Below are 14,659 nucleotides of genomic sequence, written 5' to 3'. Positions count from 1 at the left end.
TCCGCTGCCGCTTCAGGAGGCGTTGCGCACCATTCACCACGGTTCGTCCGCTTATCGTGAGCTGGTGCCCCAGGACACCGAGCAGTCGGCGCCCGTCGCCCCCGCCGTGCCGTCGGCCCCGGCCCGGACGCTGCTGCCGCTGATCCTGCCCGCACTGGCCGTGGGCGTCGGCTCCAGTCTGCTCTACCTGCTGGTGAGCGGGCTGGCCGAGCGACTTCAGGGGGTGCTGTGGGGCGACCTGCCGGACGCGCTCGGCGTCGGCCGGTACTCCGCGGTGTGGATGCTGGTCATGCTCACCGCGACCGGTGTCCTGGTGGGACTCGTGGTGTGGAAGGCGCCGGGGCACGCGGGGCCCGACCCGGCCGTGCTCGGGCTGTCCGCCGCCCCGACGGCGCCCGTCGTGCTGCCGGGCCTCGTGCTGGCGACCATGCTGATGCTGGCCGGCGGCCCGAGCCTGGGCCCCGAGAACCCGATCATCGCGGTGAACGTGGCGCTGGCGTTCTGGCTGGGCCGCAGGCTGCTGCCCCGGCTGTCGGGCGCGCTGTGGCCGGTGCTGGCGGAGGCGGGCACGATCGGCGCGCTCTTCGGCACCTCGGTCGCCGCCGCACTGGTCGTCTCCGAGTCGCTGGCCGGGCGGCCGATGAAGGGAGCGCTGTGGGACAACCTCTTCGCGCCGCTGGCCGCCGGGGCCGCGGGGGCCATGACCACGAACCTGGTGGCCCGGCCCACTTTCGACCTGGGCCTGCCGCCCTTCGGCCATCCGCGCTGGGAGGACCTGATCGCCGCCGTGGTGCTCTCCTGCGCGGGTGCCCTGCTCGGCCTCGCCGCCGTGTACGCCTTCCCCCGCGTCCACGGCGTCTTCGCCCGGCTGGGGCACCCGATGGCCGCGCTCCCGGTCGGCGGACTGGTACTGGGCGCGCTGGGGGTGCTGGGCGGCCATCTGACGCTGTTCAAGGGATTGTCGGAGGTGGCCGAGCTGACCCGGGACCCCGGGGGCTGGACGGCCGGACAGTTCGCCACGATGGCCGTGGTCAAGCTGGCCGCGCTGCTCGTCGCGGCGTCCTGCGGCTTCCGCGGCGGCCGCGTCTTCCCGTCCGTCTTCATCGGCGCCGCGCTCGGGCTCACCGCCCACGCCCTGGTCCCCGCCGTGCCGCTCGCGGTGGGCGTGTCGGCGGCCGTCCTCGGCATGCTCCTGGCGATCACCCGGCAGGGCTGGGTGAGCCTGTTCACGGCCGCCGTCCTCGTCTCCTCGCCGACGGCCCTGTCCCTGCTCTGCATCGCCTCGCTGCCGGCCTGGCTGCTGGTGACCGGCCGGCCGCAGATGCAGCTGAAGGCCGACGGGACGGCGACCCGCTGACCGTCACCGCCTGCCCGACCGGACGGCGACCCGCTGACCGCCACCGCCTGCCCGACCGGCGGGCCGCCCGGCGGGCCGTCGCCGTCCCGCCCCCCGTACGGCGGCCTCGCGGGCGTGCGGCGGTCCCCGCCTCGCCGTCCGCTTCAGGGCGTGGTGGGACGAGTCGGGCTCGGCACCGGACCACTCGTGGGCGCCCCGATGCTCCAGGTCGCCTCGCACCCGGTGGCCGCGGGCCCGCCCGTGCCGACGGACGGCGCCCGGGACCAGGAGTCGGATCGGCGGCATGCGCTCCGGGTCACTCCCGGGCCTCGGCCCGCTGTGCCAGGGCCACCAGCTCGAAGGCCGTCTTCCCGTCCAGCGACTCGCGGACGATGTCGGCGTGACCGGCGTGCCGGGCCGTCTCCCGGATCAGGTGCAGGCACAGCCAGCGCACGGAGACCCGCTCGTCCGGCGGGAACCAGGGGGCGTCCGGCAGCGGGAAGGTGTCGTCGAGGCTGGGCACGGACCGGACGTACGCCTCGGTGTCGGCGGCGACCTTCTCCCAGTACGCGAGCTGCGAGGCGACGCTCTCGTCGCCGGTGAGCCGGAAGCAGTCGTGCCAGTTCGACTCGTCGCGCTCGACCGCCGGCGGCTCCTGCCTCGCCCGCGCCACCCACGTCTGCTCCACCTCGACGACGTGCTTGAGCAGCCCGCCCAGGGACAGCTCGCTCGCGCTCGGCCGGCTCCGGGCCTGCTCCTCGGTCAGCCCGAGCAGCGCCCGCCGGATCCCGCCGCGCTGCTCCTCCAGGAACGCCAGCAGCGCTCCCCGCTCGTCGCCCTGCTCCTCGGCTCGCACGTGAGTGACCATGACCGGCCGCCTTTCGTCGTGGTGTCGCCGGCTCCCTGCCCGACACAGACGACGCTACGGGCCCTTGCGGTCAGCTCCTGTCCGCAAGGGCCCGGGCGCGCGGACATCAGAAGGGGAAGCCGCTCCGGCCGTGCTGGACCGAGATCCACTTCACCGTGGTGAAGGCGTCCACCGTCGTCTCACCGTTCAGGCGGCCGATGCCCGAGTGCTTCTCGCCGCCGAAGGGGACCAGCGGCTCGTCGTGGACGGTGCCGTCGTTCACGTGGAACATGCCGGTGTCGATCCGCTTGGCGAACGCGACACCCCGCTCAATGTCCGCCGTGTGCACCGCGCCGCTGAGGCCGTACGGGGTGTCGTTGACGATCCGGACGGCCTCCTCCTCGCCGTCGAAGGGGATGAGGAAGGCGACCGGGCCGAACACCTCCTGCCGGAGCAGCGCGGAGTCGGCGGGCACGTCGGTCAGGACCGACGGCTCGACCAGGTTGTCGGTGGTGGCGCCGCGCACCAGGGCCGTGGCGCCCTCGGCGATCGCCTGCTCCACGGTGCCCGAGACGGCGTTCGCCTGGGTGGCGTTGATCACCGGGCCGATGATCGTCTGCGGGTCGCGCGGGTCGCCGACCTTCAGCGACTTCACCTTGGCGACGAACTTCCCGGTGAACTCATCGGCGACGGAGCGGTCGACCAGCACCCGGTTCGCGGCCATGCAGACCTGCCCCTGGTGGACGAAGCGGCTGAAGACGGCCGCGTCGACCGCGTAGTCGAGGTCGGCGTCGTCCAGGACCACGATCGCGCTGTTGCCGCCCAGTTCCAGGACCGAGCGCTTGAAGTTCGCGGCGCAGACGGTGGCGACGTGCCGGCCGACCTTGTCGGAGCCGGTGAAGGAGATCACCTTGGGAACGGGGTGCTCGATGAAGGCGTCGCCGATCTCGGCTATGTCCGTGATGACGACGTTGAGCAGGCCGCCCGGCAGCCCCGCGTCCTCGAAGATCTTCGCCACCAGGGAGCCGCCGGCCACGGGCGTGTTCTGGTGCGGCTTGAGCACCACGCCGTTGCCGAGCGCGAGGGCCGGGGCGACCGACTTCACCGACAGCAGGAAGGGGAAGTTGAAGGGGCTGATCACACCCACCACGCCGACCGGGACGCGGTAGACGCGGTTCTCCTTGCCGTCGGCCGGGGACGGGAGGATCTTCCCCTCGGGGCGCAGCGCCAGGTGGACCGACTCGCGCAGGAACTCCTTGACGAGGTGCAGTTCGAAGGCGGCCTTGAGGTGGGTGCCGCCCAGCTCGGCGATGATCACCTCGGTGATCTCCTGCTCGCGCTCCTCGACCAGGCGCAGCGCCTTCTCCAGGACCGCGCGGCGGGCGTAGGGGTTGGTCGCGGCCCACTGCTTCTGGGCGCGGGCGGCGCTGCGGTAGGCCTCGTCCACCTCGTCGACCGTGGCTATGGTGATCGAGGCCAGCTTCTCGCCGTCGTACGGGTTGAAGTCGATGATGTCCCAGGAGCCGGTGCCCGGGCGCCACTCGCCGTCGATGTACTGCTGTGCCAGGTCGGTGAAGTAGGACGACATGTGATCCCTCGAATCCCCAGGCTCGCGCTGTCTGATGGGGTGTCATCGTACGCGCGGGTAAGGGGAGTTGCGCGGGAGTGCGGGAGACCGGCGAGGGCCTACGAGAGCTGGAGGAGCCCGCGCAGCACGTCGCGACTCTCGTCCGGACCGGGACTGTCGTGCTGGAGCTCCTTGAGCGTCCTCTCGTACTGGGTGACGTCCTCGCGCTTGTCCAGGTACAGGGCGCTGGTCAGCTGCTCCAGGTAGACGACGTCGGACAGGTCGGACTCGGGGAAGCTGAGGATCGTGAAGGCGCCGGACTCGCCGGCGTGCCCGCCGAAGCTGAACGGCATGACCTGGAGCCGGACGTTGGGCCGCTCGGAGATCTCGATCAGGTGCTGGAGCTGGCCGCGCATCACCTCGCGGTCGCCGTAGGGCCGGCGCAGCGCGGCCTCGTCCAGAACGATGTGGAGCTCCGGGGCGTTCTCGGCGACGAGGCACTTCTGCCGCTCCAGGCGCAGCGCCACCCGGCGCTCCACGTCGGCCTCACCTGCGCCCTGCATGCCCCGCCGGACCACCGCGCGGGCGTACGCCTCGGTCTGCAGCAGCCCGTGCACGAACTGCACCTCGTAGACGCGGATCAGTGACGCCGCGCCCTCCAGGCCCACGTACGTGGGGAACCAGCTGGGCAGGACGTCGGAGTAACTGTGCCACCAGCCCGCGACGTTGGCCTCCTTGGCGAGCGAGAGCAGTGAGCCGCGCTCCGCGTCGTCAGTGATGCCGTACAGGGTCAACAGGTCTTCGACGTCCCGAGTCTTGAAGCTCACCCGGCCCAGCTCCATCCGGCTGATCTTCGACTCCGAGGCGCGGATCGAGTAGCCCGCCGCCTCCCGCGTGATCCCCCGCGATTCCCGCAGTCGCCTGAGTTGCGAGCCGAGCAGCATGCGCCGCACCACCGATCCGGGCTCTCCCGCGCTCACGTTCGCCAGCCTCCCCAACCGTCCTCAAGAGCCGCAGTCTGCCACTAAATCACTTCGAGCAGTACTCGCGCGATTACGGAAACGGAAAGAGATCACAGAAAACGTGCACCCCAAGGCAAGAAGGAGGCATGCGGCGGACGTGAGGATGGCAGAAAAAATGACCAGTAAGCGGTACGGGAGGGTCCAATTCGGTCACGTGCACGTGCATCTGCCCTTGCATCTGCTGTACGCATCCGAAACCATGGTCCCGCACCACCGCTGCATCGCAACGACCGCGGATTACCGGGAGTGCCTCGCATGGGGACGAATGGATCGGCCATGCTCCAGCCGTTGAGGCAGGGCCTTCCCCCACTCGACCCCGCGGCCGTGTCGGACGGTGCCTCCTGTTCCCTGCCGGCCCGTTACGAAGCCGTGCGCGAGGCGCGGCAGTTCACCCGCGGCACCCTCGACCAGTGGGAACTGGGCTACCGCTTCGACGACGTCTGCCTGGTGGTCTCCGAACTCGTCACCAACGCCCTGCGGCACGCGCTGCCGACCGCGTCGGGCCGGCGTGCGTGCGAGCACGGCTCGGTGGTGCGGCTGCACCTGATGCGCTGGACCGACCGGCTGGTGTGCGCGGTGCGCGACCCCAGCCAGGACAGCCCGGTCGCCCGCGACTCGGACGACTTCTCCGCCGAGTCCGGCCGGGGCCTGTTCCTCGTCGACTCGTTCAGTGACGGCTGGGGATGGCACCCGCTGGCGGGCACGCTGAGCGGCAAGGTCGTCTGGGCGCTGTTCCTGCTCCAGCCCGGCGGCGACTGACGGACGCGGCGTGCGCGCACGCCGGGGTTCTGCGCGCCCGGTGGTCGGTCACGGAGACCCGCCCGCGTGCGGAAACGGTTTTGCCGACGCGTCAACCCGCGATCAGGTGGTCGAACTCGCCGTCCTTGATGCCCAGCAGCATCGCCTCGATCTCCGCGCGCGTGTAGACGAGCGCGGGACCGTCGGGGAACCGCGAGTTGCGTACCGCCACGTCACCGCCCGGCAGCCGCGCGAACTCCACGCAGGAGCCCTGCGAGTTGCTGTGCCGGCTCTTCTGCCAGGCCACCCCGCTCAGCAGCGTGGCCGCCATGCCGTTGTGCACGTCGCACTCCCCGTACCCGCCCTCGGCGTCGTGGTTCACAGGTCGCTCCCCGTTGGTGCACTGGCTGATGTGGCCATTGATGCATCGGTCAACTGAACCGGATCATAACCTTGTTCATGTGCAGTTGCATGAGCAGATGCACGTGCACAAGGAGTGTTTCGATGGTTACAGCTTTGACGAGCGCTTTACCGAAGTCGTTCGAGACGTCCGCCTCCGGGTTCGCGGGACATACGCCGGTTCCGGCGCGCGTCCGCGGCGTGCACTAGGAAAAGACGCACGCGGCCCCTCACCTGTTCCGGCGTCGCCGCACGAGTTCCGGAACGGGCTCTACGAAATGGCGTAACGGCACGCTGGGGACGGGGCGCACGAGGCGGGGACGAACCGGCGGAAGTGCTGGGGCTCGCGGGGCGCGAGGCGCTGTGCGGTTGCGCACATGCATCTGCAACGTCGGGCCCCGCCGCGGCGCCGATCGGCTCGGTGCCCGTACCGCGCCGCGCCGGCGGCCGGCCGCCGGCGCACCGTGAGGCCGCCGGGTGACGACTGGTAACTTGCTGCGGTCGTACCGGCCGCCGGGCGGCCGACCGCTTCCAGCTTGGGGGTTCCAGTGACGAGGGCGACTGCGGCGACTGCGGCGGGCAGGACGCCGACCACGGCGAGCGGGTCGTCGGTCACGGCCGGGACCACCACCACCGAAGCGGCCCGGGCGAGGACCGCGGCCAAGGCGGTACGGGTCGGCGCGGTGGCTCTGACCGGCGTGCTCACGCTGACCGCGTGCGGCGGCGGGGGCTCGGACACCGGTCCCGAGGACGGCTCCGGCCGGGGCGGCGCCTCCCCCACGCCCAGCAGGCCCACGGCCACCGAGTCCGGGTCCGGGTCCGGGTCCGGGTCCGGGGCGAACACCAAGGCCAGTGGCCTGAACGGCAGTTGGCTCGCCACCACCGACGGCAGGGCCGTGGTCCTGATCGTCACCGGAGAGCAGGCGGCGCTCTTCTCGACCGACCGGACCACCTGCACCGGAACAGCGGTGGAGCAGGACGGCAGGCAGGTGCTCCGTCTCGCCGAGTGCAAGGCGCGTACGACGGGCACGGTGGACTCCGTCAACAAGACCACCCTGCGGGTTACCTGGGAGGGTGGTCCGGGCACGGAGACGTACACCCGGGCCGAGGGCGGGACGCTACCCTCGGGGCTGGCCACGGCGAGTCTCGGCTCCTGAACGATCGCGGAGCCCGGTGGCGGGGCGGGCAACCGCGCCGCACGCTCGTACGTGATGATCCTTGAGCATCGTCACGACCCAAGGAACCACCTCATGCGCGCCTTTCCGATCACCGTCACCGCCCTCGCCGCGGCCCTCCTCCTGACCGCCTGCGACAGCGGCGGCAGCAGCAGCGGCAGCGGCAACGACACCGGGAGCAAGAACACCGACAGCACGGCCTGCCGGGCCGGCGAGGTCGCCCTCCAGGTCGGCCCCGCCAACGCCGCGCCCGCCGCCGGGGACACCGGCAACGTCCCCGTCACGCTGACCAACAAGGGCTCCCAGTGCACCCTGGACGGCTTCCCCGGTCTCACCCTGTCCGCCGGGAGCAGCACCGCGACCGTCCCGACGGACCAGGCCGGACAGCCGCAGAAGCTGACCCTCGCCAAGGGGGACACGGCGTCCTTCACCCTCACCTACGTACGGGGCGGGAACGGTGACGCGAAGAGCCTGGCGGCGACGTCGCTGAAGATCGCCTTGCCCGGGGCGGCCGACGGCAACAGCTACCCGTGGTCCTACGGCCCGGTCCAGGGCAAGAAGGACGCCGAACACCCGGACGCCTCGGTGACCGCCTTCCAGCAGGCCGGGGACTGACATCCGCCGCCCGTCGACCGCCGGGGACCGACCGGCGCCGGCCCGGGGCCGGCCACCCACCGCCTGCTCGGACTGACCTGACCTTGCGCGCTGCCTGCTCTGACTGACCCGCTCGGGGAGCCGACCGCTGCCCGCTCGGGCCGGTCACTGCCCGCCGGGCCTGCCCGCCGGGCGGCTGTCGCCGCCGACGGCGGGTCTCAGTCGAGCGGCGGCCGGGCCCTCACCTGTGCCCGGTCGGCGGCCTCAGCGCCCTCGGTCCAGCCCGCCGCGTCGCTCACCCCGCGCAGGCGGGTGGTGGTCGTCTGCGGGAACATGCGCTCCAGCCGGTCGGTGACCGCGACGTCCCGGCTCGCCAGCACGGGCAGCAGGTCTTCGGTGACCTGCTCCTCGGCGGCGGCCGCGAGGCGGGCGCCTGTCCGGTGGGCGTAGGCGGCGAGGAAGGACTGCCGGAAGGTCTTGGTCCGCTTGCGCCCGCCCGCCCGCTGGGCCGCCTCGGCCCGGGTCATCGCGGTCATCGCCTGCACGAGAAGCGACGTGTACAGCAGTTCGACCGCGTCCAGGTCGGCCTCGAACCCGACGACGGTGGAGAAACCGAAAGGCTCGTTCCACACGGCCCGGCAGTGGTTGGCGGTGGCGACGGCGTCCAGCAGCACGGCCTTGGCCTGCTCGTACGGCGGCTCCACACCGATCCGGCAGGCGCCGGGGGCGTCCGGGGCGGGGGCGCGTGCGGCGAGCAGTGCCTCGTCGATGCTGTGCCGGGCCATCAGTTCCTGTGCCTTCGCGCTCAGCGCCTCCGCCTCCTCCGGGAACCCGGTCGCCTCCGCCTTGGCCAGCAGGGCGCGTATCCGGCCGAGCATCCGGGACCCGCTCCGCGACACGGCGGGACCGGGCCCGGCGTGGCCGTCCAGCGTCTCGAGCGCGGGCAGTCGCAGCAGCAGCCGGTACAGCTCCAGTACGGCGGTGGCGTACGAGAAGCGGTCGGCGGCGGGTACCACCTCGGTGGCCAGTTCGTCGAGCTGAGCGGCCCAGCGCCGGCCGCGCGGGCGGTCGTCGGGGGCCTGCGCGCGGACGAGGGCCACCACGATCCGCACATGGACGTCGTCGAGCTCCCGCCGCACGATCCGCACCAGATCGCGGGGCTGCCAGCCCCGCCGCCACGCCGTCGCGACGAACTCCTCGCCGCGCCGCTGGAGCTCGGCGTCCGCCGCCGGGTCGGCGGCGAGCAGCGAGGCGCCGGCGTCGAGGGCGTCCTCGGTGGCCGTGTAGAGAGCGGCCCGGAAGGCGCGGTCGACGGTGCTGGGCGTGGTCACGGATCGATCGTGCCATGTCGCGCGCAGATGTTTGTCCACACCCTGTGGACAGCGATGACCGACCTCTGCCTCCGCGCTCCCGCCACCTCTCGACACATCCGCCCAAGTCCCCGGCGCCGTACTCCCCTTGCGCCGGTGCCACCCTTCTCGGACTCCACCCCCTCCGGCCCGCCGAACCGGCCGAGATCGTTGTCAACCTTGGGTTGACGGATGCGCACTGTCAACTTACGGTTGACACATGACGAACCCTGCCATCAGGTCGAACGTCCGCCTGGACGACCTCATCTCGGCCATCAAGAAGGTTCATCAGGAACCGCTCGAACAGCTCCAGGACGCCGTACTCGCCGGCGAGTACCTCGGCGAGGTGGCGGACCACCTCATCGGGCACTTCGTGGACCAGGCGCGGCGCTCCGGCGCCTCCTGGACCGACATCGGAAGGAGCATGGGCGTCACCCGGCAGGCCGCGCAGAAGCGGTTCGTGCCCAAGGAATCCACCGACCTCGATCCCAGCCAGGGCTTCGACCGCTTCACCCCGCGCGCGCGGAAGGTCGTCATGGCCGCGCACGAGGCGGCGAAGACCGCCCAGAGCTCCGAGGGGCTCCCCGCCCACCTGGTCCTCGGACTGCTCACCGAGCCGGAGGCCCTCGCCGCGAAGGCGATCGAGGCGCAGGGGGTGCCCCTGGGTTCGATCCGCGAGGCCGCGACCGCCGCGCTGCCGCCGGGCTCCGCCGACGCCCCCGACCTCGTCCCCTACGGCCCCGCCGCCAAGAAGGCCCTGGAACTCACCTTCCGGGAGGCCCTGCGCCTCGGCCACAACTACATCGGCACCGAGCACATCCTGCTGGCCCTGCTGGAGCTGGAGAACGGCGAGGGCGTCCTGAGCGGTCTCGGCCTCGACAAGGCCCGCGTCGAGGAGTACGTCGTCGCGGCCCTGGCCGAGTTCCTGGAGAACAGCACGCAGGACGAGGAGCGGTCCGGGAAGCCGGCGGAGGGAGAGTAGGGCGAATGGGGCGCGGAGGGCTGGCCTCCGGCTCTCCCCGCCCCTGGAAAGCGCAGGTCGAAGCCGTTGTCAGAGCTGCCTGCGAGACTCGCATGCATGACCGACCGGTGGGCCCTGGCTCCGACCGAGGAGGGCGGCGCGGAAGTCGCCCTCCTCGGCCCGGACGGGCTGCCCGCCGGGCCGGTGCGCCGGGAGGCGGACCTGGCCGAGGCCGTCCGGTCCAGGCCGGATGTCGCGCGGTGGGTGTGGCGGTCCACCGCCGAGGTCTATCCGCGCCTGCTCGCGGCCGGTGTGCGCGTGGAGCGGTGCTACGACATCGAGGACGCGGAGACGATCCTGCTCGGCCACGAGGGGCGCCACGGCGAGCCCCGCTCGGCCGCCGCCGCGCTGGCCCGGCTGCGGGGCGGCCCGGTACCGCCGGATCCGCCGCAGCGGTCCGCCGAACCGGGCGCGCAGTCCCCGCTCTTCGAACCGCGCGGGCGCCACCTGCCGCTCGTGGACCTGGCCGCCGTCCATGCCGAGCAGCAGCGGCGGCACGGCCGGACGGCGCACCCCGACCGCATGCGCCTGCTCACCGCCGCCGAGTCGGCGGGGATGCTGGTGGCGGCCGAGATGAACCGCGCGGGTCTGCCCTGGAGCGCGGAGGTGCACCGCCGGGTGCTGCGCGAACTGCTCGGCGAACGCTACGCGGGCGGCGGTGAGCCACGGCGGCTGGCCGAGCTCGCCGACCAGGTGTCCGCCGCCTTCGGGCACCGGGTCCGGCCCGACCTGCCCGCCGACGTCGTCAAGGCCTTCGCCCGGGCCGGGATCAAGGTCAGGTCCACCCGCCGCTGGGAGATCCAGTCCGTCGACCACCCGGCCGTGGCCCCCCTGCTCGAGTACAAGAAGCTGTACCGGATCTGGGTGGCGCACGGCTGGTCCTGGCTTCAGGACTGGGTGCGGGAGGGGCGGTTCCGGCCGGAGTTCCTCGCGGGCGGAACCGTCACCGGGCGCTGGGTGACCAACGGCGGGGGCGCGCTGCAGATCCCCAAGGTCATCCGCCGGGCCGTGATCGCCGACCCCGGCTGGCGTCTGGTCGTCGCCGACGCCGACCAGATGGAGCCGCGCGTGCTGGCGGCGATCTCCCGCGATCCCGGCCTGATGGAGGTGGCCGGCCGTGGCTCCGACCTCTACCAGGCCGTCTCCGACCGGGCCTTCTCTGGCGACCGCGCCCAGGCCAAGCTCGCCGTGCTCGGCGCGGTCTACGGCCAGACCTCCGGCGACGGCCTGAAGAACCTCGCCGCCCTCAGACGCCGCTTCCCCCGCGCGGTGGCCTACGTGGACGAGGCGGCGCGGGCCGGCGAGGAGGGCCGCCTCGTACGGACCTGGCTGGGCCGGACCTGCCCTCCGGCGGCCGGGACCTCCGAGGACGCCACTGAGGAGGCGGGCATCCCCCAGGACGATCCGGCCGAGCGGCCCGCCGGCCGGATCGGCGGCCGCGCCGGGGGGCGGGACGAGGACCATGGCTGGATGCCGGGGTACGCCTCTACCGACGCGCGGGCCCGTGGCCGTTTCGCCCGGAACTTCGTCGTCCAGGGCAGCGCCACCGACTGGGCCCTGCTGCTCCTCGCCGCACTGCGCCGCACCTGCCGGGACATGGCGGCCGAGCTGGTCTTCTTCCAGCACGACGAGGTGATCGTGCACTGTCCCGAGGACGAGGCCGGCACGATCGTGGAGGCGATCCGGGACGCCGCGGAACTGGCGGGCCGTCTGACGTTCGGTGACACCCCCGTGCGGTTCCCGTTCACGACGGCGGTGGTGGAGTGCTACGCGGACGCCAAGTGAGGCCCCCGGACCGGACGGAAGCCATCACGACCGGCCCGGCCGATCGGCCCGCCCCAGCCGCTCCCTGACGCTCTCCCCCGCTCCAACCACCTTCGGCCACTCCTGCCGCTCCCGCCGCTCCTGGTGCCCTGAGGATCTGCGACGATCCTGAACGCTCCGAACGGCCCCGACCGACGCGAGACGCGAACGCCCCGGCCGATGCCGCACCACGACGAACGACCCCGGAGGGGAAGAACCGGCATGCGACTGCGCTGCGCCCTGCTCGACGACTACCAGAACGCCGCGATGACCGTCGCCGACTGGTCGCCACTGGGCGACAGGGTGGAGGTGGTCTCCCGCACCGAGCACTTCCCGGACGAGGACTCCCTGGCGGCGGCGCTCGCCGACGCCGACATCGTCGTGACCCTGCGCGAGCGGGTCCCCTTCCCCGCCACGCTGCTGAACCGGCTCCCGCGTCTGAAACTGCTCGTGGCCACCGGCATGCGCAACTCGGTGATCGACTACGCCGCCGCGCGGGCGAACGGAGTGACCGTCTGCGGTACGGAGAGCTCCTCGACCCCTCCGGTCGAACTCACCTGGGCCCTGCTGCTGGGCCTCGCCCGCGGCATCGTCCAGGAGAACACCGCCCTGCGCGCCGGCGGCCCCTGGCAGTCCACCGTGGGCGCCGACCTGCACGGACGTCGCCTCGGTCTGCTCGGCCTCGGCCGGATCGGCGGCCGCGTGGCCCAGGTCGGCCTCGCCTTCGGCATGGAGGTGACGGCCTGGAGCCAGAACCTCACGAAGGAGCGTGCGGACGAGGTGGGCGTGGCCCTCGCCCCCTCGAAGGAGGACCTGCTCTCGACGGCCGACTTCGTCTCGGTCCACCTGGCCCTGAGCGACCGCACCCGGGGCCTGCTCGGCGCCCCCGAGCTGGCCCTCCTGAAGCCGACGGCGTATCTGATCAACACCTCACGCGCCGCGATCGTCGACCAGGACGCCCTGCTCGCGGCCCTGCGCGAGGGCCGCATCGCCGGCGCGGGCATCGACGTCTTCGACACCGAACCGCTCCCTGCCGACCACCCGATGCGCACCGCCCCACGCCTGCTGGCCACCCCGCACCTGGGCTATGTGTCCCGGGCCAACTACGAGCGCTACTACGGCCAGGCGGTCGCAGCCATCGAGGCCTACCTCGCCGGCACCCCGATCCGCCTCCTCGGCTGACCCCCCGCACGACCGCGCACCGGCACGCCGACGCAACCCCCGCGGACCGGTGGTCCCCTCACAGGGCCGCGAAAGGGGGAACGGGACTAGCCTTGGCGCCGGGGAACGCGGGCGTGGAGGGGCGGGCGTGGGATCGGGAAGCGAGTGGGGATGGCCGGAACGGAGCCTGCTCGGGGTGCTGTCCGCTCCCGCACGGGCCGAACTGCTCTCCTTAGGCACGGAGTTGACGCTCCAGTCCGGTGACGTACTGCTCACCGAGGGCGCCACGGACCGGCATCTGTACGTGATCCTCGGTGGCTTCGCCAAGGTCACCGCGACGGTGGAGAACGGGCAGGAGTCGCTGCTCGCCGTCCGGGTCGGAGGTGACAGCGTCGGTGAGATGGCCGCGCTCGACGGGGCGCCCCGGTCGGCCGGGGTGGTGGCCTGCGGGCCGCTGCGGGCGCGGGTCGTCGGGCCCGGAGCCCTGCACGGGCTCATGATGCGGCGGCCCGAGGTCGCGATGGCGCTGACCCGGATCGTCGCCGACCGGCTGCGCTGGGCCAACCGCCGGCGGCTCGAATTCAGGGGCTACCCGGTCAAGGTGCGCCTCGCCCGGCTTCTGGTGGAGTTCGCCGTGGGGTACGGGCGACCCGAGCGGGGCGGTGGTCATGTGATCGGTTTCCAGCTCACCCAGCCCGAACTCGCCGCGCTCACCGGCGCCGCCGAGACCACTGTGCACAAGGGGTTGCGCGAACTGCGGGACGAGGGGCTGCTCGGTACGGGCTACCGGACGACCACCGTGCACGACCTCGCCCGGCTCGCCCGGGTGGCAGAGCTCGCCGAACCCGTGATGCCGCCCGACTCGCGACGGCCCCGCGGGTCAGCCGAGGATCGGCCGTAGCAGCAGACAGAGCCCGGCGGCGGTTCCCATCACCGCGGTGCACACCACGGCGGCCGTCACGCAACGGTACTTCCGCAGGGCCACCTCGGCGAGGAAGCGGATCATCGCGCGCATCTGCCGTGCGTCCTCGTCGGGGTCCGCGGCCGCGGGAGCGGTGAGCGGTGACTCGACCGGGACGGCGGCCAGCCGCACGAAGCTGTAGTCGTTGGCGCCGACGGGCCGCCAGATGCGCGGTCGCAGCGCCAGCGCGAGCGACGTCGCGCCGCCGAAGAGGCCGCAGGCGAAGAGGACGAGCAGCACTCCCGCCGCCCAGCCGAGCGGGCCGCCGCGCCGCCAGCCGTCGAGTGCCGCCTCGCTCCACGCCCCCGCCGTCCCCACGAGGGCCGCCTGCACGGCGGAGAGGATGCCCGCCTTGGCGTCGGCATGCTGGTGCGCGGTCTGCAGGACGGGCAGCATCGCGTGCGAGGCGGAGACGTACGCACTCCCGGCGGGGTCGGGCGCCGTCGTGGGCGTGGGGGACGAAGCGGACGTCACGGAACCTCCAGCGTGACTCGGATGGACTTCCATTGAGCCGCCGGAACGTCGGTCGAACCAGGCACATCTACGGGATCGGCCGACGCACGTGATCCCGTACTTCCACGGGGTGCGGGCGCCCGCCCGGGTGTACAACTGGCGGGGCGACCGGCGCCCCACGGGGGTGGGCGTCGGTCCGAGAGCAGCCTGCCGCATGGGCCCGCGCGTCATAA

The 14,659-nt window shown here is 72.7% G+C and carries 14 protein-coding genes and 1 pseudogene; 8 read left to right on the top strand and 7 right to left on the bottom strand.

The annotated features are described in order from the left end of the window. Positions 1-64 precede the first annotated feature (64 nt). On the top strand, positions 65-1,357 hold the full coding sequence (locus tag ACF061_RS11255; protein ID WP_392266565.1) for an ion channel protein: 1,293 nt from the start codon (positions 65-67) through the stop codon (positions 1,355-1,357). Positions 1,358-1,441: 84 nt separating this feature from the next. Here the strand turns inward: ACF061_RS11255 and ACF061_RS11250 are convergent. From ACF061_RS11250 to ACF061_RS11235, 4 genes and pseudogenes are all read right to left on the bottom strand, one after another. Beyond that, positions 1,442-1,642, bottom strand: a pseudogene (locus ACF061_RS11250) (PadR family transcriptional regulator); the annotation flags it as partial. 10 nt (positions 1,643-1,652) lie between these two features. Continuing rightward, positions 1,653-2,204, bottom strand: a complete 552-nt coding sequence (locus ACF061_RS11245; RefSeq protein WP_392266564.1) for a DinB family protein — start codon at positions 2,202-2,204, stop codon at positions 1,653-1,655. Positions 2,205-2,310: 106 nt separating this feature from the next. Further along, positions 2,311-3,771, bottom strand: coding sequence for an aldehyde dehydrogenase family protein (locus ACF061_RS11240; protein WP_392266563.1), 1,461 nt, complete (start codon positions 3,769-3,771; stop codon positions 2,311-2,313). A 98-nt stretch (positions 3,772-3,869) separates the two neighbouring features. Then, complete coding sequence (locus ACF061_RS11235) at positions 3,870-4,694, bottom strand: helix-turn-helix domain-containing protein (RefSeq protein WP_392266642.1); 825 nt, start codon at positions 4,692-4,694, stop codon at positions 3,870-3,872. Between the two features lie 354 nt (positions 4,695-5,048). Here ACF061_RS11235 and ACF061_RS11230 point away from each other — a divergent pair, with 354 nt between their 5' ends. After that, positions 5,049-5,531: an ATP-binding protein gene (locus ACF061_RS11230; RefSeq protein WP_392266641.1), complete on the top strand. Its 483-nt coding sequence runs from the start codon at positions 5,049-5,051 to the stop codon at positions 5,529-5,531. Positions 5,532-5,622: 91 nt separating this feature from the next. Here the strand turns inward: ACF061_RS11230 and ACF061_RS11225 are convergent, their stop codons facing one another. Continuing rightward, positions 5,623-5,841 carry a DUF397 domain-containing protein gene (locus tag ACF061_RS11225; RefSeq protein WP_392266640.1) on the bottom strand — a complete coding sequence of 73 codons (219 nt, stop codon included), beginning with the start codon at positions 5,839-5,841 and terminating at the stop codon, positions 5,623-5,625. Positions 5,842-6,457: 616 nt separating this feature from the next. Here ACF061_RS11225 and ACF061_RS11220 point away from each other — a divergent pair. Then, positions 6,458-7,066 (top strand): hypothetical protein, encoded by a 609-nt coding sequence (locus ACF061_RS11220; RefSeq protein ID WP_392266562.1) that lies wholly within the window; start codon positions 6,458-6,460, stop codon positions 7,064-7,066. A gap of 93 nt (positions 7,067-7,159) precedes the next feature. Beyond that, positions 7,160-7,699, top strand: a complete 540-nt coding sequence (locus tag ACF061_RS11215) for a DUF4232 domain-containing protein (protein ID WP_392266561.1) — start codon at positions 7,160-7,162, stop codon at positions 7,697-7,699. A gap of 197 nt (positions 7,700-7,896) precedes the next feature. Here ACF061_RS11215 and ACF061_RS11210 read toward each other — a convergent pair whose 3' ends face one another. Further along, entirely contained in the window at positions 7,897-9,009 is a 1,113-nt protein-coding gene (locus ACF061_RS11210) for a DUF2786 domain-containing protein (RefSeq protein ID WP_392266560.1), read from the bottom strand. A 238-nt stretch (positions 9,010-9,247) separates the two neighbouring features. Here ACF061_RS11210 and ACF061_RS11205 point away from each other — a divergent pair, with 238 nt between their 5' ends. From ACF061_RS11205 to ACF061_RS11190, 4 genes are all read left to right on the top strand, one after another. Continuing rightward, positions 9,248-10,009, top strand: coding sequence for a Clp protease N-terminal domain-containing protein (locus ACF061_RS11205; RefSeq protein WP_392266559.1), 762 nt, complete (start codon positions 9,248-9,250; stop codon positions 10,007-10,009). Between the two features lie 96 nt (positions 10,010-10,105). Beyond that, complete coding sequence (locus tag ACF061_RS11200) at positions 10,106-11,833, top strand: bifunctional 3'-5' exonuclease/DNA polymerase (RefSeq protein WP_392266558.1); 1,728 nt, start codon at positions 10,106-10,108, stop codon at positions 11,831-11,833. A 240-nt stretch (positions 11,834-12,073) separates the two neighbouring features. Further along, complete coding sequence (locus tag ACF061_RS11195) at positions 12,074-13,033, top strand: D-2-hydroxyacid dehydrogenase family protein (protein WP_392266557.1); 960 nt, start codon at positions 12,074-12,076, stop codon at positions 13,031-13,033. Between the two features lie 127 nt (positions 13,034-13,160). Further along, on the top strand, positions 13,161-13,913 hold the full coding sequence (locus tag ACF061_RS11190; RefSeq protein WP_392266556.1) for a Crp/Fnr family transcriptional regulator: 753 nt from the start codon (positions 13,161-13,163) through the stop codon (positions 13,911-13,913). Here ACF061_RS11190 and ACF061_RS11185 read toward each other — a convergent pair. Continuing rightward, on the bottom strand, positions 13,893-14,447 hold the full coding sequence (locus ACF061_RS11185; protein ID WP_392266555.1) for a Pycsar system effector family protein: 555 nt from the start codon (positions 14,445-14,447) through the stop codon (positions 13,893-13,895). The two genes, ACF061_RS11190 and ACF061_RS11185, sit on opposite strands and share 21 nt — an antisense overlap. Positions 14,448-14,659: the final 212 nt, after the last annotated feature.

Source organism: Streptomyces sp. NPDC015220 (genome assembly GCF_043079345.1).
Lineage (GTDB): Bacteria > Actinomycetota > Actinomycetes > Streptomycetales > Streptomycetaceae > Streptomyces.
The sequence above is the reverse complement of the archived record's forward strand: the minus strand, read 5'-3'. Positions and strand labels throughout refer to the sequence as shown.

Coding starts and splice junctions, on each gene's coding strand:
- ACF061_RS11245 (WP_392266564.1), bottom strand. CDS start 2,204: ATGGTCACTCACGTGCGAGCCGAGGAGCAGGGCGACGAGCGGGGAGCG.
- ACF061_RS11240 (WP_392266563.1), bottom strand. CDS start 3,771: ATGTCGTCCTACTTCACCGACCTGGCACAGCAGTACATCGACGGCGAG.
- ACF061_RS11235 (WP_392266642.1), bottom strand. CDS start 4,694: ATGCTGCTCGGCTCGCAACTCAGGCGACTGCGGGAATCGCGGGGGATC.
- ACF061_RS11230 (WP_392266641.1), top strand. CDS start 5,049: ATGCTCCAGCCGTTGAGGCAGGGCCTTCCCCCACTCGACCCCGCGGCC.
- ACF061_RS11225 (WP_392266640.1), bottom strand. CDS start 5,841: ATGGCGGCCACGCTGCTGAGCGGGGTGGCCTGGCAGAAGAGCCGGCAC.
- ACF061_RS11215 (WP_392266561.1), top strand. CDS start 7,160: ATGCGCGCCTTTCCGATCACCGTCACCGCCCTCGCCGCGGCCCTCCTC.
- ACF061_RS11205 (WP_392266559.1), top strand. CDS start 9,248: ATGACGAACCCTGCCATCAGGTCGAACGTCCGCCTGGACGACCTCATC.
- ACF061_RS11200 (WP_392266558.1), top strand. CDS start 10,106: ATGACCGACCGGTGGGCCCTGGCTCCGACCGAGGAGGGCGGCGCGGAA.
- ACF061_RS11195 (WP_392266557.1), top strand. CDS start 12,074: ATGCGACTGCGCTGCGCCCTGCTCGACGACTACCAGAACGCCGCGATG.